The sequence below is a fragment of the Streptomyces sp. NPDC029152 genome (genome assembly GCF_055564355.1).
This window is the reverse complement of the sequence record NZ_JBVHWR010000014.1, coordinates 1-20,252: the sequence shown is the minus strand read 5'-3', so window position 1 is coordinate 20,252 and position 20,252 is coordinate 1. Positions and strand designations below refer to the sequence as shown.

The following is a 20,252-nucleotide window of genomic DNA, read 5'->3' as shown; positions in this document are numbered from 1 at the left end:
GGTCCGACAGGGCCGGGCCCGCCCTTTTGTGCTGTTCGGCCGTCGAGGGAGAGGCGCCGGGGGATCGAATCGGACGTGACGGCCGGTATCCGGCGTACCGGGCGCAACGAGGGGTACTGGACCTCCCGTCGGCCCCGCGGGCGCAGCAGTGGGAACCCTGCACCTCCTCGCCCGCGGGGCCGGTGCCGGGCGATCACCGGCGGCCGCCCGTCCGCGTCCTGCGCGTCCAGGGCGTACGGGCCAAGGTCGGCGAGGCGGAGCCCTCCCGGCCGCGCGCTCGCAGGGCGGGAGGCTCGGCACCCGCGACTGCGACGGGCAACGCGCCCTCGGGGCAGCCGGCTCGGCGGACGATTCCCGTGTCCTCGTCCTGAGGGGCCGCCGAGCGCTGCGGATCCCCGGACTCGAGGGGACCGTCCTGTTCGACGAGGCCGACGGCGGCACCGTCGTCACCGGTCCGCTGGTCGGGGCGGACGGCGCACGGGCCCGGTCGCCGCTCTCCTCTGCCGCCCCGAGCGCACGGGTGGGCCGGTCGTCCGGGTGACTGCGAAAGATTGCGGGGAAGACGTCACGACACCGGACAGGAGGGTGCCGTGGAAGGTCGAGATCTGGAACTGGGAGAGCTCCTGGCCGCTGCCGAGGCGGCGCCGCCCGGAGAGTCCGTCGACGTGGTCGCGCGGAACCTGCAGAAGCGGTTCGGGGCGGAGCGGGTGTCCTTCCTGTTCGTCGATCTCGTCGGCCAACGACTGGTGCGGTTGCCCGCGGCCGTGGACGGCGGCCTGCCGGCCCGGTCCGAGCTGATCGACCTGCGGGACAGTGTCTACGACGGTGTCCTGCGGAGCCAGCGCCGGTGTGTGGAACCGGACGGCCACGGCGGGCGGCGCGTCATCACGCCCGTCACCAACCGCGGCGACTGCATCGGCGTGCTGGAGGTGACCCTGCAGCACGCCGACGACACCGTCCTGGGGCAGATCGACGAGGCGGCGCACGCGCTGGCCTACATCATCGTCACCGACCGCCGTTTCACCGACCTGTACCACGTGGGCCAGCGCACCACCAGGACCAGCATGGCCGCCGAGATTCAGCACCGGTTGCTGCCCTCGGCGTCGTGCTGCGAGGCCGACCAGTTCACCCTGGCCGCGGGGCTCGTCCCGGCCGACGACATCGGGGGCGACACCTACGACTACAGCCTCGACCGCGACACCCTGCACCTCTCCATCACGGACGCCATGGGCCACGACACCGACTCGGCCCTGCTGGCCACCTTGTTGGTCGGAGCACTGCGCCGGGCCCGCCGCGACGGCTGCGACGCTCTCCGGCAGGCCCACCACGCCCACGAGGCGCTGCTGGCCTACGGCCGTGGTCTGGCCACCGGACAACTGTTCTGCGTCGACCTGGGGACAGGCGTCGCGGAACTGGTCAACGCCGGCCACCCCTGGCCCCTGCGGGTGCGCGGCACGACCGTGGAGGAGGTCAGGCTCGCCGTGAACCTTCCGTTCGGAGTGGCCTCCCCGGTCCCCTACGCCCTGCAGGAACTGCGCCTGCGTCCCGGAGACCGGCTGGTCCTGCTCACCGACGGCATGCAGGACCGCTGTGCCGCTGCGGCCGACCTGCCCGCGCTCGTCCGTGACACCCGCGCCCTGCACCCCCGGGAGACCGTCCGCACCCTCACGGCCGCCGTACGGGACGCCTGCCGCGGCGACCTCGAGGACGACGCGACGGTCATGGTCCTGGACTGGCACGGAGCCCGTTCCGCCGACCCGCCGACGGCGGGACCCGCGTCCGGCTGGGCGCACCGTCTCGGGGAAGAACGGGGGAGTGAGGCCGGCGCGGGCGGGTAGTCACGCGCAGGCGGGGAGGGGCCGCGATGCCTGGGGAGGTCGAAGCGGCCCTTCCCCCTTTTCCCGGTGCCGCGGCCGGCCCGGCCCGGACGTCGCGCCGGTGGGAAGCGTGCGCGCCGTCCGTGTCCGCTCCGCTCCTACCGCGCACCACTGGTATCGACCAGGCGGGACGGCCGGACCTCGGGCTTCCGTCCGCGGTCGGTCTCGTCCTGGACGAGCAGGGAGAGCAGCGCGGCCACGGTCAGGCCCGCTTCCGCCGGGTGGCGCAGGACCCTGTCCGGCTCGATGCGGTAGGTGTTCGTGCGCCCGTCGCGGGTGTGGGAGAGGTAACCGTCCTGCTCGAGATCGGAGATGATCCGCTGGACGGCGCGCTCGGTGAGCCGGCAGTGGGCGGCGATGTCACGGATCCGGATGTTCGGGTTGTCGGCGATGGCCGCCAGCACGCGCGCGTGATTGGTGACGAACGTCCATCCGGTGTGGGATCCAGGCACTTCAACCATGCACAGCATTTTAGGGACTGTCTTTGCCTGACGCCTAATACATGACATACTTTTCGCGCAATGGTTGGCAGTATTCCGCGGGGGAGACACAGGAGGGTCCCGAGGGTGTCCAAGGATGAGGCGGTCGCAGAGCGTTCGAGCGACGCCGACGGATGCGGGCTCCAGATCCTGGAGCAGACCGCGGTGGCGCAGTACGAGCTGTGCGGGGCCCGGGTCGTCGACGCGCGAGGCGCGTACGACATGCAGTCGATCACGCCGCTGGCGGACGCGCTGCGCTCCGCGGCCAAGGAGTGTCCGAAGGTGGTCCTGGACGCCTCCGGCATCACCTTCGCGGACTCGACACTGCTGAACCTGCTGATCCTCACCCACCAAGCGGTCGACTTCCGGCTGGTCTCCCCGACGCAGCAGCTGCGCCGGCTCCTGCAGCTCACCGGAGTGGACACCGTCCTGAAGGTGCGTGCGACGGTGGAAGAGGCCGCTGCCCGCTGAGGCGTCCGTCAGCGGGCCGACGACCCCGCCTCGCCGGGGAACCGGCTGGGCGGACCGCTCGGCGCCCCGTCGCACGGTGACCCGCGCCCCGGTCGACGACTCCGCGCGCTGGAACGCTCGGCCCGGAGGGCTGCTACGAGGTGGCGCCGGCCCGGAGATCGGTGCGGTGGGCCCCGATGAGAGCGCCGATACGGGTGAGGGCGTCGTCGGCCGGTCGGGAGCCGAGCCGGTGTCCGCCGCGCAACCGCGGCGCGACGTGATCGTTCGCGGCCCCCGCGGCGCCGACGGCGGCTTGGCAGGGGACCGGGCACGGGCGCCCAGGCTGCCGCGCTCCGCCCCCACGGTCTCGGCGCGCAGCCCGGGACGGGCGCGGCGCCGGGAGCCCCGGAGAACATCCTGTGTCCCTGGAACCGCGCTGCGGGACGCCTTCCCGCGAACCGGCGACAGCGGTGCCCGGCCCCGCTGCACCTGGTCACGTCCCGTCGAAGTCCGAGTGAGTACTCCCCGCTCACCTGAGTACGCGTACTCACGTGGAGGCGACGGCCCGGCCGGAGACTTGGCACATGAGACGAACCCCCGCCCGGACCAGCACGATCGCCTGCTCCTCGCACCACTTGCGGATCTCGCTCGCGACAGCGGCTCTCGCCGTTCTGGCGCTCACCGCCTGCGGCACCGAGAGGACAGGCACCGACGGACGGCCGGGCAAGCCGGCTGACACCGCGGGCGCCCGGCCCGGCGCGGGCTTCGCGGAGATGCTGGACGAGGTCGCGCAGTCGTGTCCCCCGAGCGCTCCGCCGGAGGCGCCGCCGACCGGTCCGGCAGCGACGTCGCCGCCCGGCCGGACACCGCCGAGCGACGCGATCGAGCCGATCGCCCCCACGGCGGGGCCGGAGGTGGAGCTGAACGCCCGCGACTGGTGCGCGGGCAACCTCCATGAGGAGCGCGTCACCCAGGCGCTCCGGGATCTGGCGGATCCCACCCCCGCCGAGGTCAGGACGATCCTGAACGACCTCGGCTACATCGACCGGCACATCCACGGCCTCGAGCGGTCCGGTACGGCCACGCGGTTCTTCCTCGACCTGCGCGACCAGGGCGGACGGCTCTGCCTGGACGGCTCGGCGGCGGGCGAGAAGACCGTCGTCGACAAGTGCGTGGCCCCCGCGACCGGTCCGTTCCCGTACGGAGACCGATGACCGCCGGCTTGTTCCCGGCGCCTTCGGACCGACCGGGGATGCGCCCGGGGCGTCTCCAGGAGTGGAACGGGGCGCGCTTGCGGTGGGCGGCCCCGCGTCTTGTTCTCCCCCGGCTCCCGGACGCCGGGGGCACCGATGACCTCGGCGTCCCTGAGACCCCGGACCTCCTGGGCGTGGCCGGGGCCTGACACGACAAATCGGACGTCAGGAGGAGGGCCGGAGTGCTCCGGCCTACGTGACGACCGGGCTGCGGCGCTCGACGAGGACGACGTCGCGCCAGATGCCGTGGTGTCGACCGATCCGCTCCCGGGTGCCGATGACGCGGAAGCCGGCGCGCTGGTGGACGGCGAGGCTGGCGGAGTTCTCGGGGAAGATCCCCGACTGGATGGTCCAGACCCCCGCCCGCTCGGTGGAGTCGATCAGCGCCTCGAGCAGGGCGGAGGCGATGCCGCGGCCGCGGGCGGCGGGGTGGACGTAGACGGAGTGCTCGACCACACCCGCGTACGCGCACCGGTCGGAGACCCGGCTCGCGGCCACCCAGCCGAGCACCGTGCCGTCCTTGTCGACGGCGGCGAAGCGGTACTCGGCCGGCTTCGCCTCGTCGAACGCCTCCCAGGACGGCGCGACGGTCTCGAAGGTGGAGTTCCCCTCGTCGATGCCGCTCTGGTAGATCGCCAGCACCTGCTCGGCGTGCTCCGCCGTCAGCGGCACGATCACCGCGCCCGACGCTCCGCTCACCGCGGCTCTCCCTCCGTGTCGTTCGATCTCCGTGTCGTTCGATCGGTCTGGCCTCGGTGGGCGGAACCAGCAGCTTGCCCGTGGGGGAAGGACCGACGGCTCGACCCGATGGTAGACCCGGGTGCCGCGCCGCTCGGAGGTGAGCGGACCGGCCTCCTCCCACTTCTCCGGATGGTGGGAGACGGCGGGGCGGGAGACGCCGACGTCGCGGATGTCGTACACGCACGCCCCTCCGCCCCCGTGCGGGGGCGACCGCGGAGAACGGTCGCAGCGGACGGCAGAGCCGCCCGAGTCGTCGACCGGGTGGTGGATGCCGAAGGCCACCGTCTCCCCGTCCTCGAGGACGACCTGGGCGGTCCGCTCGCCCGTGCGCTTCGCGGACAGCGAGCCCGAATCGGTCCGCAGGCCGACACCCGCGTACCCCGACATCGCGCGGTCCCGGCCGCCACCGTTCCTCGGCTCCACCGCGACGGTGCGACCGGGGTCGCCGTCGACGGTGGCGTCCATCGCCGTGATCTCCAGCCCGACGGTGCGGCACTCGCCGGCCTCGCCCCTCCCGGCAAACCGTTCCGACCGACCACCCGCTGGTACAGCCCTGTCGCACGGACGGCCTGGCGCAGCGGGTCTCCCCGGCCGGGCCCGGTGGGTCACGGAGCAGGTGTGTAGGGGCGGGTGCGGACGAGGTCATGGATGAGGCGGGTGAAGGCGTCGGCGGCGGCGCTCCGGTAGGCGTCGGTGCGGGTGAGGAGGGCGACGGTGCGGGTGGGCAGGGGCGGGTCCAGGGGGACGGGGACGAGGTGCGGGTGGTCGTGGGTGAGGGCGTCGGGGAGCACCGTGGCCAGTGCGGTGCGCCGGACGATCTCGGTGAGGGCCTGGATCGAGTTGGCCTCCACCGCGATGCGGGGGGTGACGCCGTGCCGGGTGAAGTAGTCGTCGATGTGGCCGCGGGTGGCGAAGTCGCCGCTCAGCAGGGCCAGATGGCGCTCGGTGAGGTCGGTCACGGGCAGGGGGAGCGGGTGGTCGGCGCGGTGGCGGGCGCTGCTCACGAGGGTGAGGGACTCCGTGAACAGTTCGGTGGCGGTGATGCCGGGCTGGTGGGTGCCGGTGAAGGCGATGCCGAGGTCGATCTCGTCGGCGAGCAGTCCCGTTTCGATGCGGTCCTGGGTCATCTCCCGCAGGGTCAGGGTGATGCCGGGGTGGCGGCTGTGGAGTTCGGCGGCGAGCGGGCCGGTGAAGTAGGCGGTGAAGGTGGGGGTGACGGCCAGCCGCAGGTGACCGCGGGTGAGGTCGCGCACGTCGTGGACGGCGCGTTCGGCGGCGGCGAGGTCGCGCAGGGCGCGGCGGGCGTGGTGGACGTACGCCTCGCCGGTGTCGGTGAGGCGTACGGTGCGGCCGGTGCGGTCCAGTAGCTGGACGCCGAGGATCCGCTCCAGTTGCCTGATCTGCTGGGAGAGGGTGGGCTGGGAGATGTGCAGTTCTTCGGCGGCACGGGTGAAGGTGCCGTGCTCCGCCACGGCGAGCAGATAGCGCAGGTGGCGCAGTTCCAGGGCCATGACGTGAGTATAGATGGCACCTATAACTCTCATGGGCAATGCGTCTTGGACGCTATAGGCGCAGGTCGTGCATGGTGGATTTCGCCGGCCTGGTGAGGGCGGCGATCCCACCGAAGGGGAGTGATCCCATGCATGACCTTGCCGAAGGCGTCGCGCGGTTCCAGCAGGACGTCTTCCCGGCCAAGGAGGCCCTGTTCGCCCGCCTGGCCGGACACCACGCTCCGCGGACGCTGTTCATCAGCTGCTCGGACGCCCGCGTCGTCCCGGAACTGATCACCGGCAGCGAGCCGGGCGAGCTGTTCGTCATCCGTACCGCCGGCAATCTCGTTCCCGCCCACAGCCCCGCCCCGGACGGGGTGGTGGCGAGCGTCGAGTACGCCGTCGCCGTCCTGGGCGTGAAGGACATCGTGGTGTGCGGACACTCGGCCTGCGGCGCGATGACGGCCCTGGCCCGGGGCCACGACCTGTCCGGCGCGCCGGCGATCGCCGACTGGCTGCGGCACGCGGACGCCTCCCGGGCCCGCACCACCCCCGCCGGGGACGTCGACGCGCTGGTGCGGCAGAACGTGCTCGCGCAGCTGGCGAACCTGGCCACCCACCCCGCGATCGCCCGTGCCCTGGCGGAGCGGACGCTCAGCCTGCACGGCTGGGTCTACGACATCCCCACCGGCCGCGTCGACAGGCTCGACCCCGCCGGCCGCCCCGCCGCCCTCGTGGCCTGACCTCCCCGTTCCCCCGTGCCGCTTCCCCGCGGCGCGAGACCGCCTCTGACCGCCGTTGCCGTCGCACGAGCGCGTACGAGGCGTCACACCCCTCCCGAAAGGAACACCCTTCTCATGGTGCACGCACAGTTCGACCCCGCCGCCCGCCAGGACCTCGCCGTCGAGGCGGTCCGGGCCAAGACGCTCAAGGACCTGACCTGGGAACAGATCGCCGACGCTTCCGGCCTGTCGGTGCCCTTCACCACCGCCGCGGTGCTCGGCCAGCACGCCCTGCCGGAGCAGGCCGCCAAGGCGGTCGCCGAGCTGCTGGACCTGGACGAGGACGCGGTGATGCTGCTCCAGACGATCCCGACCCGCGGTTCGATCCCGGGCGGCATCCCCACCGACCCGACGATCTACCGCTTCTACGAGATGCTCCAGGTCTACGGCACCACCCTCAAGGCCCTGGTCCACGAACAGTTCGGCGACGGCATCATCTCCGCGATCAACTTCAAGCTCGACGTGAAGAAGGTCGCCGACCCCGAGGGCGGCGAGCGCGCTGTCATCACCCTGGACGGCAAGTACCTGCCGACCAAGCCCTTCTGAGGTCCTTCCGCGGGGCGGGCCGACTTCCCCGCCGGCCCGCCCCGCGCCCCCTGCCCGACCCCGTCATCCGGAGGAATCCCCGTGGACTTCGTCCAGCGCACCATCGACCTCGCCCGCAAGAACGTCGAAGAGGGGGGCCGCCCCTTCGCCACGGTCGTCGTCAAGGACGGCGAGGTCCTCGCCGAGAGCGGCAACAAGGTCGCCCAGACGTCCGACCCCACCGCCCACGCCGAGGTCCTCGCCATCCGAGAGGCGTGCACGAAGCTCGGCACCGAGCACCTGACCGGCACCACCATCTACGTGCTGGCCCACCCCTGCCCCATGTGCCTGGGCTCGCTGTACTACTGCTCTCCCGACGAGGTCGTCTTCCTCACCACCCGCGAGGCCTACGAGCCCCACTACGTCGACGACCGCAAGTACTTCGAGCTGAGCACCTTCTACGACGAGTTCGCCAAGAACTGGGACGAGCGCCGCCTGCCCATGCGCCACGAGCCCCGCGACGACGCCACCGCGGTCTACCGGTTCTGGCAGGAACGCAACGGCGGCGAACGCCGCGTCGCCGGCGTCCCCGCCTGAACCGCGCCCGGCACCCGAGGTGTCGCGGGGCGGGAACGGAACGGTAGCCTGCGCGGCTGTGATCTCCGCGCGCGAACTCAACCGGGCGACCCTCAGCCGTCAACTGCTGCTGGAGCGCGAACCGCTGGCCGTCCCCGACGCGGTGCGGCGCGTGGTCGCGCTCCAGGCGCAGCATCCGGCATCGCCCTACCTCGCCCTGTGGAACCGGGTCAGCGGTTTCGCTCCGGCCGAGCTCGACGCCGCCTTCGCCGGGCGTGCGGTGGTCAAGGCGACCCTGATGCGGATCACCCTGCACGCCGTGCATGCCGAGGACTACCCGGTCATGCGAGCGGCGATGCAGCCCACCCTGTATGCCTCCCGGCTCGGCTTCCGCTTCGCCGACGCGGGGCTGACCCCGGCGGACGCCGGCGAGCTGGTGCCGGAGCTGCTGGCCTTCGCCCGCCGGCCGCGGACTTCGGCAGAGATGCAGGCGTGGGTCGAGGAGCGGCTCGGTGCCGAGAAGAAGGACGGGGCGTGGTGGGGGCTGAAGGCTTACGCACCGCTGCACCATGCCCCGACAGGCGGGCCCTGGTCGTTCGGCCTCCGGCCGTCCTTCGTCGCGGCGGGGACCGGGGCCCTCCCCGCGGGGCGGGCGGTGGACCCCGAGGCGCTGCAGACCCTGGTCCTGCGTTATCTGGCGGGCTTCGGGCCCGCGTCGGTGGCGGACGTGGCGCAGTTCGCCATGGTGCAGCGGGCACCCGTCCGCGACGCGCTGCGGGCTCTGGACGACGCCGTCGAGGAGGTCCGGGGGCCGGACGGCAGCACGCTGTTCGACCTCCCGGCCGCCCCCCGGCCGCCCGCGGACACTCCCGCGCCGCCCCGGCTGATGGCGATGTGGGACAGCATTCTGCTGGCGTACGCCGACCGCAGCCGGGTGATACCCCCGGCCTACCGCTCCCTGGTGATCCGCAGGAACGGAGACGTACTGCCCACGTTGCTGGTGGATGGCTACGTCGCCGGCGTCTGGCGTCCGGTGGACGGCGGCATCGAGGCCACGGCCTTCCACTCCCTGCCTCCCGCCGCCTGGGACGGGCTCGCCACGGAGGCGCGGTCCCTGAGAGCGCTGCTCGACGCCCGCGAGGCGGAGGCCTACAGCCGCTACCACCACTGGTGGGCCAAGCTCCCCACGGCTGAGGCACGCCTGCTGTGACGGCCCTGCCTCCGACGACGGACGGCCTCGCAGGAGGGGGCCGCGGGCGTCGCAGGCCCGTCACGTGGTGACGCGACCGTTCCCGCCCCGCCCCGCCGCCGCCCTCCACGCCGACTCGGACGAGCAGCCCCGGGCCACCGCCGGTCTGCACCCCTCGACCGGCCTTCCGGCGTGAGAGTCTCCAGCACCAGCGGCATCGCCCCCTGGGCTTCGGCTCAGGGCGGCCGGGGGCCGAGGGAGGCCGGAACGAAGGCCCGTGCTGGAAAGATCGTCGCATGCGGGTTCGGCGAGTGATCGAACTGACCGGGTGGGAGCCGCTCGGGATCCCCGTCGACCGGGCGGCGATCGAAGGAGAGCCGGGGGCCCGCTGCCGGCGGACCACAAGGAGCTCCGCGAGGCGTTCGGCGTCGGCGTGTTCAGTGGTTCCGTCTGCTTTCCGGGGCGGGACGAGGGCGTCGCGTTCGGCTTCCCGACACAGTGGCGGGCCTGGCTGTCGGTCGACCAGGACAGCAGGTTCGGAAGCGTCTCCGCCGTCGAACCCCACGCGATCTACGCGCCGGGCGGCAAGGGGTAGGTGCCCTGGGGGGGTCCACCGAGTGGGCCGACGGGTACTTCTGGCTGATCGATGCCGAGCGGCCGGGCGAGTACCCCGTCCTCGCGCGGTCCGACGACGGCGGTCCGCGGCCGGAGCGGACGTCCTGGCAACGGATCCTGATGGTCCGGAGAGGGGTGCCCATGTGGGGCGCGAGTCCCCGTGGCCGAAGGAGTTCCGGGAAGGACGCGGCCACGCTCCGTCGCGGTGCGGCCGGGAAGCGGACGTACGCGGCGGTGGCCGACGTACGCGGCGGTGGCCGCGGATCTCGGCATCACCGCGCGGTCGCCACGGTGATCGGCACCTGCCGGAGGAAGGCGCTGGGCCGGCCCGCGGCCGACCCCAGGCGCGCCCCGCTGTCACCGACGCGATCGGGACGGCCGTGGCGGCCCGCGGCGGCCGGGTCCGCGGTGTCGTTCGATCCCCTTGCGCCCTAATGGCCTGCGGCCCGCAGTTCCCGTACCAGGCGGGCCGTCACCGGCACGGGCACCCCGTGCCGGCCGGCCGCGCGCAGCAGCGCTCCGCCGATGGCGTCGAGTTCCAGCGGTCGGTTCGCTTCCGCGTCGCGCTGCATGGAGGACTTGGTGTCCGCCGGGAAGGCCTCGTAGCGCGCCGAGGCCTGGGCGGGGTCCACCGGGGCGCCGCAGGCGCGGCTGACCGCGGCGGTTTCGGCGACCAGGCTCTGCAGTTCCTCGTGGTGGCGGGTGCGGATCTCGCCGAGGGGAGCGCCGTACCGGGTGGTGAGGAGGGCGAGGGGGGCGAGGAAGGCCATCTTCGCCCACAGGGCTGTGGTCTCGTCCCCGGTCACGCGGGCCGTCACCCCGGCGGTGGACAGCGTGGCCGCCAGGGTTTCGACGTGGAGGCGGGATGCCGTGTCGGCGGTCAGGTCGATCTCGGCGAACGGGCTGCCGTGCTCGATGACGACGGGCCCGGCGCCCTCAGGGGCGAGGCGGGTGGACTCCACGCGGATCACTCCGGGGGCCACCCGGTCAGGCCGGTGGCGGGCGCGGAGGACCGCGGGGTGTTCGACGCCATTCAGCAGGGGTACGACGAGGGCGTCGCCGAGGGTCGCGGGCGGCACGCGGGTGAGTGCGGCGACCAGCGCGGTCTGCTTGACGGTGATCAGGCACGCGTCGACCGGCTCGCGCAGCTCGGTGTCCGCTTCCACGGCCGCCGTGAAGTCGCCGAACCGACGGCTACGGACCTCGATCCCCCCGGTGCGCAAGGTGTGTGCCGTGGCTTCTCGGGCCAGGCAGATGACGCGGTGACCGGAGCGGGACAGCAGGGCGGCCAGCAGACCGCCGACGCCGCCCGGACCCAGAACGGCCACCGTGGACCTGCTCGTCGCGAACGTCATGAAGTCGTCCTCTCCTGGGTCGGCCCCGGTGATCGGTGGCCGCCTCGAAGAGCATCTTCGCAGAGACGCCCCTCACACGTATGGCCGGGGACGGACCGGAACGGGCGGACGTGTGGCGGGTCCTGGCCGGCCTCCGCGACGTCGACGCCGTCACGGTCCGCCGGGACGTCGGCGACCGGGCGGTCACCGGCATGCCGCGGGCGCGTGCGCCCGTTCGGGGCGGGAGCGGTCCGTCCCGCTTCGGCGCCGGGCTGCGCCGACACGTGGGTGAGCTCGCGTTCGAGGTCGTCCAGGGCGCGGCGGGCTGTGGCGATGCGGTCGAGGAGCACCTGCTGATCGGCCGGGCCGGATGCCGGGCGGCCCTCTGGCGTCGATGTGTCCCGTTCCAGGTCGCGGGCTTCGTCGAGCGAGGTCAGCACGACGCCGATGAGGACGTTGACGAGGACGAAGGAGGCGAACAGGACGTAGGAGGCGTAGTAGAGCAGGCTCCAGCGGGAGACCTCGAGACCGGCGTGGACGGCGTCGCCGATGCCGTCGAGGGTCATGAGCAGGAACAGGGTGAGGGCGGCGCGGCCGACGGAGCCGTAGTGCTGCGGGTCGTGGTGGGCGAAGAAGACCCAGCCGACCATGGCGTACACGTACAGCAGCAGGGCGCCGACGAGGAGGAAGCTGAGGGTGCCGGGCAGGCTGCGGGCGACGGCGACGAGGACGATGCGCAGTTGCGGCAGGAACCGGGCGGTGCGCAGGACGCGCGCCAGTCGCAGCAGCCGCAGGACGGTGGTGTTCTCCCGGACCAGCGGGAGGAAGGTGCTCAGCACGACGGCGAGGTCGAAGAGGTTCCACGGGTCGCGGAAGAATCCCTTGGGGCGGTCGGCGTGGGCGCCCAGGCGCAGCAGGATCTCCACGGTGAAGGCGGCCACGCACGCGTGCTCGGCCACCCCTGACCAGCCGTGCCACCGGCTGACCACGCCGGAGTAGGTCTCGGCTCCCAGCAGCGCGGCGTTGGCGAGGATCAGGCAGAAGACGGTGACCGCGAACCACCGGGCCTCGGTGATGGTCCGGCACCATCGCGCCGTCGAAGCCCGCGCCGAGGCGGGCCGGACCGTGGGAACGCCGTCCGTCATCCTGCTGTGTTCCTTCGCGCAGCACACTGTTCCCGGCCATCCGGGCTGGAAGGCGGGCTTGTTGAGCGATCATGCTCTACGCCAGACTTCTACAGCAATGTAGACGTCGGTGGGGTGCCGGTCGCTCGGTCCGGCCGCCGTCCGTGGAGAGGGAGCAGACCTGATGTTCGGCCTGAGTGAGCTGGCGCTGATCCTCCTCGTGGTGGTCGTCGTCCTCGGTGTCAAGAAGCTGCCCGGGCTGACGCGGTCCGCGGGCAGGGCGGCGCGGATCTTCAAGAGCGAGACCAGGGCGCTGAAGGGGCAGGAGCCCGCCGGGCCGCCGCCTTCCGGAGCGGTCGTGGAAGGCGGCGTCCTGCGGCGCGACGACGGGGTCCCGCGGGCCTGACGCCGCGCTGCCGGACCGGTGGGGCCGGGCGCGGGGCGTCAGGCATGGAGGCGCCGAACGGCAGGCGGCAGACGGCAGCCGGTCGGCAGGACGAGCGCACCGCCGACGGCCGGGCCCCGGGCGGCGAGGCCGGAGAACTCCCGCCGACCGGGACGGACTTGACGGTCGCCCCGGCGAGAGGAGCCGGGGCCGGCGATGCGACGACACCCATGTCCTTCTCCTCGCCGGTCCCTTGGCGGGGGACGGAAGTGTGCCGCGGGGCGACGCGGCTTCTACAATTCTGTAGATGGTGTGCGGTGGCCGGGTCCTGCCGCGCGCACCGAAGGGGGTCGGTGCGGGACACCTCGACGATCTACGGCTCGTGGTGTGGTGACCGGCGGAAGGGAGCGGGCGTGAGCGACCAGCGGCGGCGTCCCCGGCGACGGGGACAGGGTGAGCTGGAGGGGCTGGTCCTGTCGGCCCTGCGCGAGGCGCGCGCGCCCGCGTCGGCGGGCTGGGTGCAAGAGCGCCTGGGCGGGGACCTCGCCTATACGACCGTGGTCACCATCCTGACCCGGTTGCTGGGCAAGGGGGCGGTGACCCGCGAGCGCGCGGGCCGCTCCTTCGTGTGGACGTCGGTGTCGGACCAGGCCGGGCTCGCCGCACGCAAGATGCGCAAGCTGCTCGACGGCGAGAACGACCGGGAGGCGGTACTGGCCCGCTTCGTCACCTCACTGGACCCGGGTGACGAACGTCTGCTGCGGCAGCTGCTGGGCCGACTCGGCCCGGAAGGGAAAGACTGAAGCCTGATGGGGATGTTCGTCTTCCTGCCGCTGGTGCTGCCGTTGACGGCGTGGCCGGTGGCGCGGCTGGCCGAGCAGCATCTGCACCCGCGGACGGCGACGTGGCTGTTGTCGCTGACGGCCGGGGTTCTGGCGGTGTGCAGCACGGTGTGCCTGGCACTGCTGATGGTGGTGGGCACCGCCCAACTGCCGGGCAACCCGCTGCCGGACGGCTGGTCGGACGCGGAGGTGCGCGAGGCCGTCCCGTACGACGAGGTCGCGGGCAAGGCCGCGATTCCGGCCCTGCTCGCCGTGGCGATGGCCTGCTCGCGGGTGCTGTGGCGACACCGCCGCATCCGGTGGCGCGCCGGGAAGGCGCTGGCGGGGCTGCCCAGGAAATCGGTGGCGGTGCTGCCTGACGAGGCGCCTTACGCCTATGCGCTGCCCTCGGGCCGACGGGGCCGGGTGGTGGTGTCCACCGCCATGCTCTCCTGCCTGAACGGGCGGGAACGGCGGGCGCTGTTCGCGCACGAGCGGGCGCACCTGGCCGGCCGGCACCACAGGTTCCTGCTCGTGGGACAGCTGGCGGCGCAGGCGAACCCGTTCCTGCGGCCCCTGCGGACGGCGGTGTCCTACACCGTCGAGCGGTGGGCGGACGAGGAAGCGGCACAGGTGATCGGAAGCCGCCGTGTGATGGCTCTGGCGGTCGGCAAGGCGGCGCTGGTCTCCCGGGGGACCCCGGCGGCGACACTGGCCGGCTTCGCTTCGGCCGGGCCGGTGCCGCGCCGGGTGGCCGCGCTGCTCGGCCCCGCCCCCGCCGTACGCGTGTGGCCTCCGGTCTTCACCGCGGTGGGCCTGGCGGCGTGGACCGCCGCTGCGGGCACCATGATGTCCGCGCTGTCGTCGGCGAACGCGGCCGTCACGCTGTTCCTGGTGCTGAAGGCGGCCACCCCGCTGTAGCACGCGTGGGCGGTGCCGCCGGCCGGCGGCACCGCCCACGCCGGGGGCCGCCGCGGTTACAGGTGGAACTCGTGCGGCGGCAGGTCCAGGGCGTAGCAGGCCTCGCGGACCACGGCCTGCTCGTCCCTGTCGAAGTCGCCGTCGGCGCCACCGATGACGATGCCGATCTGGACGACGGCCCGCGCCTCGGCGGGCTTCTTCTTCGCCTTGGCGATCTCCTGCAGCACGCTCACCCTGCCGAAGTCGAAGTCGGCGGTCAGCTTGTCCAGGTTGGCCTCGAAACGGCGGCGCAGGTCGTCGGCGGGGAAGTTCTGCAGCACCTCGTTGGTGGCGATGAGCTGGGCGACGCGCTGTCGCTCGGAGGGGTCGACGGTGCCGTCCGCGGCCGCCACGAGCGCGCACATCGCCATGGAGGCGTCGCGGAAGGCACCGCTCTTGAGGTCGTTCTTCTTCGCCACCAGCTGGGTCTGCATGGTGGCGGCGGATTCCTTGATGCGGTCCCACAGGGCCATGAACACTCCAGGTCTCGAACGGGGCTCCGGGCCGCGTCGGCGGCCCGGAGCTAACTTCTACAGATATGTAGAAGTTAGCAGGAGTGAGTCATGCCCCGTTCAGCCACCGGCCGCTCGGCCCCGCCCGGGCGATGGGCCCCTCGTACGGACGTGGCCGGAGCCTCCTGCCCGGGGCCGTCGGCGTGAGGGGCGCGGGTGCTCACCGGTGACCATCCCCGCCCCGTGGCGCCGTCCCACGCCGTGCGGAGCCGGCCTCCTCCGGCGTCGGCGGGCCGTCGGGAACCTCTGACCGGTGCGCGGCGCCGGGGGTCCGCCGGTCCGGACCGGCCGGCCAGTGGTGGACCGCGGGCGCGGTGGTGCGGGCATGCTCCTCCAGTACGGTGAAGTGGTCACCGGGCACGGTGACTTCGACGTGCGGCAGGTCCCAGACCGGAGCGGGTTCCGTAGCGGGCAGCAGGTCCCGGACCCGGACGAAGAGGGTGGGGGAGAGGGGTCGCGAAGGCTTCCAGCCGGCGAAGAGCTCGAAGTACCCGGCCATGGCGGTGAGCCGGTCCGGGTCCGCCGGGAGGAACTCCGCCGTCCGGTGCAGCATGTCCGTCGTCATCGCGGAGAGGGTCTGTCTTCGGTCGTCGTCACCGCTGGGACAGGTGGTGCGGCGACGACCCGCTACCGCGCTCGTAGGATGTCCGGATGCCCCAGCCGATACGGATGAGCCGCCGCATGTGGGTTGCCGCGTGGGCGGTGCTGTGCACGACCGGTGTCGCCGCCACCGCCGCGCTGAACGCCTCCTCGGCACCGGAACCACGGACCGAGAAGCACGAGAAGCCCGTCAGCGCCGAATGCGCCGAGTACATCGCGGACATCGAGGCGCAACTGGCCGAGGCCAGGCGGGAAGGCGACGACGACGGCGTACTGGCCTTCTCACGAACCCGGGTCGGCGCGGACGACTGCGGCGACGAGATCCGCGACCACTTCCGTGGCGACCGGTGAGCCGCGCCAGGGGGCTCGCCGCGGCGGCGGGGCTGATCTGCGCCGGTGTCGCGGCGGTCGTCGCCGTGGACGCCGCGCGGGAACCGGAGCCGCGGCCCACGCCCCCGCGGGTGTACTCCTCCTGCCTGGCGGCCGACACCGAGCCGGTGCCTGCGGGCGCCGACCCGTGCGGCGGCCGTTGAAGAACCACTGAGCGACCGCCCGCCCCGCCGTCCCGTGGACCCGCCCGCGGTCCACCGTCACCGAACGCGCCGCTCGGTTCGAGGAGTCGACGGAGCACACCGTGCCCGAGGCCGCACGGGTCCGCGTCGACGCCTTCCTCGGCGACGGCACCGGCGCCGTCCTGACGGGGCACGTGTCGGGGAACGTACGCACGAGGAAAAGTCCTTCGGGGTCCGCTCGCGCTGCGCCTCACCGTCGGGCACGGCAGGACCACCCGGCACCGTCTCCGCGAGAACAGCCTGTCGACAGCTGACGCCCGTACCCCATGAGGGCGCGGGAGGGCGGCAGCACCGTCTGCGCTCGCCGCCAGGTCCCCACCGGGCCGGCGGCCCCGCGGGTGATCCGCAGCAGGCGCCTTCCCCCGTCGCCGTCGATCGCGCGGACGCGTACCCGTTCTGCCACCCGGGCAGCCTGGCGGGACGGTGCCCGCCGGGCCAGGAGGTGACTTCGGTGGGTCAGCCCGCTGTCGGACTCCGCGGGACCCGTGCTCGCGTGAATCCGTGGCTCCGCTCCACTTTCGCCACATGCAGCGTGTAGCTCTGGTACCACTCGGCTCGCCCACGCTTCTGCGCCGCGCGGTGCTCGGCGTTGCTCCGCCACTCCGCGAGGGCCGCGGCGTCACGGAAGTACCCGACAGTGATGCCCAGCCCGCCGGGAGTCTGCGCGTGGTCCATCCCCAGGAATCCGGGGACGTCTTTCACCAGGTCCTCCATGCGTGCGGCGGTCTCGCTGTAACCGCTCTGGTCCGGGGTGCGCACCGAAGTGAAGACAACCACGTAGTAAGGGGGTTCGTACGCCTCGACGGGCGCGACGGGAGCTTCCGGGTGATCGCTCATGGCGTCACCGTAAGGCGGGACACGTCCAGCGATCCAGGGTCTTTCCCGGAAGGGGTGCATGAGGGATCGGGTTCTTGGCCAAAACCGTCCGGGCTCTCCGCCGGCTCCGGGGAACGGCGACGAGCCCGTCGGCCGGCAGAGCGGTGCAACGGACGGGAAACTCCAGGAGGAACGTTGCCCGACGCACCACCAGCCACGGCCATCGCGCACGGCAGCCCCGCGGACAGCCCGTGGGCACGGAGCGGGACGGACCGGATCTGCCGGGCATCCTCGCCCGGTTCCAGCGGTGGGCGCTGTCGAAACCGGAGGACGTCGGAGGAGGACCGGGATCTCGCGCTGACCCGCGCGCTGCCCCGGTCGTCTCCTAGGGTCGTCCGTATGATGATCGAGACCGAGGCCGCCGGCCTCCTCTTCGAATCCCTCCGGGCGGACGCCCTCACCAGCCCGGACCAGCTGCGCGAGCTCTACCCGCAGCCGAACCCGAACTCGCTGCGCAAGGAGACCGACCGCCTGACCGAGGAGACCCGGGCGCTGATCGGCTGTTCCTCGCTGGTGTTCATCGGCAGTGCGGACGCCGAGGGCCGGGCGGACGTGACGCCGCGCGGCGGCCCGGCCGGGTTCGTCTCGGTGCTGGACGAGCGGACCTTGGCGATCCCCGACGCGACCGGCAACAAGCGGCTCGACACCATGCACAATGTGCTGCAGACCGGACGCGTCGGACTGCTCTTCCTCGTCCCCGGCCGCCCGACCACGCTGCGCGTCAACGGCCGCGCCTGCGTCTCGGCGCGCCCGGAGCTGCTCGCCCAGCTCACTCCCGTCGGGAAACCGCCGGTCGCGGCGATCGTGGTGCGGGTCGAGCAGGCCTATCCGCACTGCCCGAAGTCGCTGATGCGCGCCGACGCCTGGCGACCGGAGCGGTGGGTGCCCGCCGACGCCCAGCCGACCAGCGCCGAGGTGACGCTGGCCCAGCTGAACCTGCCGGGCCTGACCGTCGACCAGATCGAGGAGGCCGAACGGGAGTCGCTGCGCCTGCGCTACGAGTGAATCCGGACCGGGTCCCTGCTCGACGACCGGCCTCTCCCCGGGCTGGGGGAGAGGGCTCCGTCATTCTCAGCGGCTTCGGCAGCGGGGCTCCGAAGCCGGTGCCGCCCCGCTCAGGGGCGCGTCCGCCCGGCGGTCGTGACGCGGCCGGTCATGAGGTGGTGCCTGCCAGGGCGAGGAACTCACCGCGGGAGCGGGCGTCGGAGCGCAGCAGGCCGAGCAGGGTGGAGGTCATGGTGGTGGAGCCGGCGGCCTGGACGCCGCGCAGGGTCATGCAGGCGTGCTCGGCCTCGATGACCACGCCGACCCCTTTGGGCTCCAGGTGGGTCTGCAGCCAGTCGGCGACCTGCTTGGTCAGTCGTTCCTGGACTTGTGGGCGGCAGGCGAAGTGCTCGACGACACGGGCCAGCTTGGACAGGCCCAGGATGCGCGCGCCGGGCAGGTAGCCGACGTGGGCGGTGCCGACGAACGGCAGCAGATGGTGCTCGCAGACCGACCGGACGGGTATGCGGCGGGCCAGGACGAGTTCGTCGTAGCCCTCGTCGTTGGGGAAGGTGGTCAGGTCGAAGGGGCGGGGGGTGAACAGTTCGGCATAGGCGCGGGCCATGCGGCCGGGTGTCGCGCGCAGGCTCTCGGAGGCGGTGGAGATGCCGAGGGCGTCGAGGAACCGGCCGGCGGCTTCTTCGGCGGCGGCCAGGTCGATGCCGCCGGCCTCGTGGACGACCCGTAGCGCGGGCCGTGCCGGTGCCGTGCCCTCCTCGCCGTGCAGGTCTGTTCGGGCGGTGGCGTGGTGCGGACGCTCGGTCATCTCAGCTGCCTCCGATACCGAGGGCGGTGAGCAGGACGAGGAGGAGGGTGACCACGGCGAACAGGCCGTGGGCCAGGACGACCGCCAGGGGGAAGTGGCGTTCGGCGGGGACGGTCCCGTCGGTCCCCGGGGCCGGCGCTCCGGCGGCGGCGCGGTCGCGGTGGACGGGGATCCAGCGGGCCAGCATCACGAATCCCAGCAGGGCGACCGGCAGCAGCAGACCGAAGGAGGTCCAGGCCAGGGCGCTCTTCTCGGCGACGACGTAGATGATCCACACCACGAGTCCGATCGCGGCCAGGGCGAAGTGGCCGAAGACGGCGGGTGCGGGCAGGCGGCTGGTGCCGGACTGCTGCTGGTGGATCCCGCCGCGCCGGATCCACGTGCCGAGCATGTAGAAGCCGCCGAGGGCGGTGACCACCCAGGTGATCAATGCGGCGATGTCCATGGGGAGCTCCCGAAACGGTGTGATGTCGAACGCGGCCGCAGCACCTCGGCCGTGGTGCGGGTCGGGCGGTTTCAGGCGGTGGGGCGGGCGTCCCGCCCGCTGGTGCGGGGCGTGTATCCCTCGGCCTGGGTGCCTTCGTCCACGACGCGGACGCCGTAGCGGTAGGCGAGCTTGCCGCCGAGGAATCCCGAGACGCCCAGGAGGGCGAGGCTGACCGCGGACAGGACGAGCCTGCCCGGGCCGACGCTCCCGCCGTCGGCGTAGGTGCCTTGGCGCCACAGGAAATTGACGGCGTAGGCGGCGGTCACCAGCAGGTTCAACGACATGTGCACCAGGGCGGTGCGGAAGGCGGGGGTCCGGGCCGGGATCGCGAGCAGGTCGAGGAAACCGACCGTGGCCGCCGGCAGGGCGCCGATCACCCCGACCGCGATCAACCACTCCGAGCCCTGGGTCAGGAAGCCCGGCCGGCTGACCACCTGGGAAGCGACGTCGAACACCAGGCTGGTCACCCAGGCGCCGATCGGCACCGTGACCAGGATCGGATGGAACGGGTGGCCGTACGGGCCGGCGAGTGCGGCGCTGACCGGTCGCTTCGCCTGAAGCTGTGGCTCATCGGGCATCGCCATCTCCTCCTCTGGTTTCGCCAATAATTCTTGGACTTATCGAGGATGGCGTCAAGATGCGCAGGGTGGCGAGTGAAAGGAACGTTTGTGCCTACGTCGATGGGGGTTATCGTGGTTCTGTGGCTTCCGATCAGACCGTGCGGGCCGACAGGGCCGGCAGCGCCATCGATTCCGTCAGCGTCCTGAGCGAGGACTCGCGGCGGCGCATGTTCG

General features: G+C 72.8%; 24 protein-coding genes and 2 pseudogenes. 14 read left to right on the top strand and 12 right to left on the bottom strand.

The genetic code is table 11. The features are described from left to right. Positions 1-590 precede the first annotated feature (590 nt). Complete coding sequence (locus tag ACZ4V6_RS26570; RefSeq protein WP_467832079.1) at positions 591-1,838, top strand: PP2C family protein-serine/threonine phosphatase; 1,248 nt, start codon at positions 591-593, stop codon at positions 1,836-1,838. A gap of 137 nt (positions 1,839-1,975) precedes the next feature. On the opposite strand, the gene ACZ4V6_RS26565 is transcribed toward ACZ4V6_RS26570, so the two are convergent. Continuing rightward, positions 1,976-2,338, bottom strand: a complete 363-nt coding sequence (locus tag ACZ4V6_RS26565) for a helix-turn-helix transcriptional regulator (RefSeq protein WP_467832077.1) — start codon at positions 2,336-2,338, stop codon at positions 1,976-1,978. Positions 2,339-2,443: 105 nt separating this feature from the next. Here ACZ4V6_RS26565 and ACZ4V6_RS26560 point away from each other — a divergent pair, with 105 nt between their 5' ends. Beyond that, positions 2,444-2,827, top strand: a complete 384-nt coding sequence (locus ACZ4V6_RS26560; RefSeq protein ID WP_467832075.1) for an STAS domain-containing protein — start codon at positions 2,444-2,446, stop codon at positions 2,825-2,827. 563 nt (positions 2,828-3,390) lie between these two features. Further along, positions 3,391-4,020 carry a hypothetical protein gene (locus ACZ4V6_RS26555; protein WP_467832073.1) on the top strand — a complete coding sequence of 210 codons (630 nt, stop codon included), beginning with the start codon at positions 3,391-3,393 and terminating at the stop codon, positions 4,018-4,020. 231 nt (positions 4,021-4,251) lie between these two features. Here the strand turns inward: ACZ4V6_RS26555 and ACZ4V6_RS26550 are convergent, their stop codons facing one another. From ACZ4V6_RS26550 to cynR, 3 genes and pseudogenes are all read right to left on the bottom strand, one after another. Further along, positions 4,252-4,758, bottom strand: coding sequence for a GNAT family N-acetyltransferase (locus ACZ4V6_RS26550; RefSeq protein WP_467832463.1), 507 nt, complete (start codon positions 4,756-4,758; stop codon positions 4,252-4,254). Between the two features lie 333 nt (positions 4,759-5,091). Further along, positions 5,092-5,265: pseudogene (locus ACZ4V6_RS26545) on the bottom strand (DUF4232 domain-containing protein); the annotation flags it as partial. 140 nt (positions 5,266-5,405) lie between these two features. After that, on the bottom strand, positions 5,406-6,311 hold the full coding sequence (cynR, locus tag ACZ4V6_RS26540; protein ID WP_467832070.1) for a transcriptional regulator CynR: 906 nt from the start codon (positions 6,309-6,311) through the stop codon (positions 5,406-5,408). A 128-nt stretch (positions 6,312-6,439) separates the two neighbouring features. Here cynR and ACZ4V6_RS26535 point away from each other — a divergent pair, with 128 nt between their 5' ends. The 5 genes from ACZ4V6_RS26535 to ACZ4V6_RS26515 all read left to right on the top strand — a co-directional run bounded on the left by ACZ4V6_RS26535 (position 6,440) and on the right by ACZ4V6_RS26515 (position 9,957). Beyond that, entirely contained in the window at positions 6,440-7,033 is a 594-nt protein-coding gene (locus ACZ4V6_RS26535; RefSeq protein ID WP_467832069.1) for a carbonic anhydrase, read from the top strand. 114 nt (positions 7,034-7,147) lie between these two features. Beyond that, entirely contained in the window at positions 7,148-7,618 is a 471-nt protein-coding gene (gene cynS / locus ACZ4V6_RS26530; RefSeq protein WP_467832066.1) for a cyanase, read from the top strand. A gap of 81 nt (positions 7,619-7,699) precedes the next feature. Further along, positions 7,700-8,194, top strand: a complete 495-nt coding sequence (locus ACZ4V6_RS26525) for a nucleoside deaminase (protein WP_467832064.1) — start codon at positions 7,700-7,702, stop codon at positions 8,192-8,194. Positions 8,195-8,252: 58 nt separating this feature from the next. Then, a complete protein-coding gene (locus ACZ4V6_RS26520) occupies positions 8,253-9,383 on the top strand; it encodes a winged helix DNA-binding domain-containing protein (protein WP_467832062.1) in 1,131 nt (376 codons plus the stop codon). A gap of 412 nt (positions 9,384-9,795) precedes the next feature. Further along, positions 9,796-9,957 carry a hypothetical protein gene (locus tag ACZ4V6_RS26515; protein WP_467832060.1) on the top strand — a complete coding sequence of 54 codons (162 nt, stop codon included), beginning with the start codon at positions 9,796-9,798 and terminating at the stop codon, positions 9,955-9,957. A 451-nt stretch (positions 9,958-10,408) separates the two neighbouring features. On the opposite strand, the gene ACZ4V6_RS26510 is transcribed toward ACZ4V6_RS26515, so the two are convergent. Beyond that, a complete protein-coding gene (locus ACZ4V6_RS26510; protein ID WP_467832057.1) occupies positions 10,409-11,332 on the bottom strand; it encodes a ketopantoate reductase family protein in 924 nt (307 codons plus the stop codon). Between the two features lie 236 nt (positions 11,333-11,568). Next, a pseudogene (locus ACZ4V6_RS26505) lies at positions 11,569-12,456 on the bottom strand (ion transporter); the annotation flags it as partial. Between the two features lie 163 nt (positions 12,457-12,619). On the opposite strand from ACZ4V6_RS26505, the gene ACZ4V6_RS26500 reads away from it, so the two are divergent. The 3 genes from ACZ4V6_RS26500 to ACZ4V6_RS26490 all read left to right on the top strand — a co-directional run bounded on the left by ACZ4V6_RS26500 (position 12,620) and on the right by ACZ4V6_RS26490 (position 14,562). Further along, complete coding sequence (locus tag ACZ4V6_RS26500; protein WP_467832054.1) at positions 12,620-12,841, top strand: twin-arginine translocase TatA/TatE family subunit; 222 nt, start codon at positions 12,620-12,622, stop codon at positions 12,839-12,841. A 392-nt stretch (positions 12,842-13,233) separates the two neighbouring features. Further along, the gene (locus ACZ4V6_RS26495; RefSeq protein WP_467832051.1) at positions 13,234-13,623 is read left to right on the top strand and encodes a BlaI/MecI/CopY family transcriptional regulator; all 390 of its coding nucleotides are present in this window, start codon (positions 13,234-13,236) and stop codon (positions 13,621-13,623) included. A 6-nt stretch (positions 13,624-13,629) separates the two neighbouring features. Beyond that, positions 13,630-14,562 (top strand): M56 family metallopeptidase, encoded by a 933-nt coding sequence (locus ACZ4V6_RS26490; protein WP_467832048.1) that lies wholly within the window; start codon positions 13,630-13,632, stop codon positions 14,560-14,562. A gap of 56 nt (positions 14,563-14,618) precedes the next feature. On the opposite strand, the gene ACZ4V6_RS26485 is transcribed toward ACZ4V6_RS26490, so the two are convergent. Both ACZ4V6_RS26485 and ACZ4V6_RS26480 read right to left on the bottom strand, forming a co-directional pair. Next, positions 14,619-15,074 (bottom strand): tellurite resistance TerB family protein, encoded by a 456-nt coding sequence (locus ACZ4V6_RS26485; protein WP_467832046.1) that lies wholly within the window; start codon positions 15,072-15,074, stop codon positions 14,619-14,621. Positions 15,075-15,273: 199 nt separating this feature from the next. Further along, positions 15,274-15,678: an alpha/beta hydrolase family protein gene (locus ACZ4V6_RS26480; protein WP_467832044.1), complete on the bottom strand. Its 405-nt coding sequence runs from the start codon at positions 15,676-15,678 to the stop codon at positions 15,274-15,276. 86 nt (positions 15,679-15,764) lie between these two features. On the opposite strand from ACZ4V6_RS26480, the gene ACZ4V6_RS26475 reads away from it, so the two are divergent. Together ACZ4V6_RS26475 and ACZ4V6_RS26470 are read left to right on the top strand one after the other, a co-directional pair. Beyond that, positions 15,765-16,064, top strand: a complete 300-nt coding sequence (locus ACZ4V6_RS26475) for a hypothetical protein (RefSeq protein ID WP_467832043.1) — start codon at positions 15,765-15,767, stop codon at positions 16,062-16,064. Then, positions 16,061-16,246 (top strand): hypothetical protein, encoded by a 186-nt coding sequence (locus tag ACZ4V6_RS26470; protein WP_467832040.1) that lies wholly within the window; start codon positions 16,061-16,063, stop codon positions 16,244-16,246. Before ACZ4V6_RS26475 ends, ACZ4V6_RS26470 begins: the two co-directional genes overlap by 4 nt. 495 nt (positions 16,247-16,741) lie before the next feature. Here the strand turns inward: ACZ4V6_RS26470 and ACZ4V6_RS26465 are convergent, their stop codons facing one another. Further along, entirely contained in the window at positions 16,742-17,122 is a 381-nt protein-coding gene (locus ACZ4V6_RS26465) for an antibiotic biosynthesis monooxygenase family protein (protein WP_467832038.1), read from the bottom strand. Positions 17,123-17,500: 378 nt separating this feature from the next. Between ACZ4V6_RS26465 and ACZ4V6_RS26460 the strand changes: the two genes are divergently transcribed. Next, complete coding sequence (locus ACZ4V6_RS26460; RefSeq protein ID WP_467832036.1) at positions 17,501-18,166, top strand: MSMEG_1061 family FMN-dependent PPOX-type flavoprotein; 666 nt, start codon at positions 17,501-17,503, stop codon at positions 18,164-18,166. Between the two features lie 148 nt (positions 18,167-18,314). Here the strand turns inward: ACZ4V6_RS26460 and folE are convergent, their stop codons facing one another. From folE to ACZ4V6_RS26445, 3 genes are all read right to left on the bottom strand, one after another. Further along, positions 18,315-18,971, bottom strand: a complete 657-nt coding sequence (gene folE / locus ACZ4V6_RS26455) for a GTP cyclohydrolase I FolE (protein ID WP_467832034.1) — start codon at positions 18,969-18,971, stop codon at positions 18,315-18,317. Between the two features lies 1 nt (position 18,972). Further along, entirely contained in the window at positions 18,973-19,416 is a 444-nt protein-coding gene (locus ACZ4V6_RS26450; RefSeq protein WP_467832032.1) for a hypothetical protein, read from the bottom strand. A 71-nt stretch (positions 19,417-19,487) separates the two neighbouring features. After that, the gene (locus ACZ4V6_RS26445) at positions 19,488-20,036 is read right to left on the bottom strand and encodes a DUF2231 domain-containing protein (protein ID WP_467832030.1); all 549 of its coding nucleotides are present in this window, start codon (positions 20,034-20,036) and stop codon (positions 19,488-19,490) included. Positions 20,037-20,252: the final 216 nt, after the last annotated feature.

Coding starts and splice junctions, on each gene's coding strand:
- ACZ4V6_RS26565 (WP_467832077.1), bottom strand. CDS start 2,338: ATGGTTGAAGTGCCTGGATCCCACACCGGATGGACGTTCGTCACCAAT.
- ACZ4V6_RS26555 (WP_467832073.1), top strand. CDS start 3,391: ATGAGACGAACCCCCGCCCGGACCAGCACGATCGCCTGCTCCTCGCAC.
- cynR (WP_467832070.1), bottom strand. CDS start 6,311: ATGGCCCTGGAACTGCGCCACCTGCGCTATCTGCTCGCCGTGGCGGAG.
- ACZ4V6_RS26535 (WP_467832069.1), top strand. CDS start 6,440: ATGCATGACCTTGCCGAAGGCGTCGCGCGGTTCCAGCAGGACGTCTTC.
- cynS (WP_467832066.1), top strand. CDS start 7,148: ATGGTGCACGCACAGTTCGACCCCGCCGCCCGCCAGGACCTCGCCGTC.
- ACZ4V6_RS26510 (WP_467832057.1), bottom strand. CDS start 11,332: ATGACGTTCGCGACGAGCAGGTCCACGGTGGCCGTTCTGGGTCCGGGC.
- ACZ4V6_RS26500 (WP_467832054.1), top strand. CDS start 12,620: ATGTTCGGCCTGAGTGAGCTGGCGCTGATCCTCCTCGTGGTGGTCGTC.
- ACZ4V6_RS26490 (WP_467832048.1), top strand. CDS start 13,630: ATGGGGATGTTCGTCTTCCTGCCGCTGGTGCTGCCGTTGACGGCGTGG.
- ACZ4V6_RS26485 (WP_467832046.1), bottom strand. CDS start 15,074: ATGGCCCTGTGGGACCGCATCAAGGAATCCGCCGCCACCATGCAGACC.
- ACZ4V6_RS26480 (WP_467832044.1), bottom strand. CDS start 15,678: ATGACGACGGACATGCTGCACCGGACGGCGGAGTTCCTCCCGGCGGAC.
- ACZ4V6_RS26475 (WP_467832043.1), top strand. CDS start 15,765: ATGCCCCAGCCGATACGGATGAGCCGCCGCATGTGGGTTGCCGCGTGG.
- ACZ4V6_RS26465 (WP_467832038.1), bottom strand. CDS start 17,122: ATGAGCGATCACCCGGAAGCTCCCGTCGCGCCCGTCGAGGCGTACGAA.
- ACZ4V6_RS26460 (WP_467832036.1), top strand. CDS start 17,501: ATGATGATCGAGACCGAGGCCGCCGGCCTCCTCTTCGAATCCCTCCGG.
- folE (WP_467832034.1), bottom strand. CDS start 18,971: ATGACCGAGCGTCCGCACCACGCCACCGCCCGAACAGACCTGCACGGC.
- ACZ4V6_RS26450 (WP_467832032.1), bottom strand. CDS start 19,416: ATGGACATCGCCGCATTGATCACCTGGGTGGTCACCGCCCTCGGCGGC.
- ACZ4V6_RS26445 (WP_467832030.1), bottom strand. CDS start 20,036: ATGCCCGATGAGCCACAGCTTCAGGCGAAGCGACCGGTCAGCGCCGCA.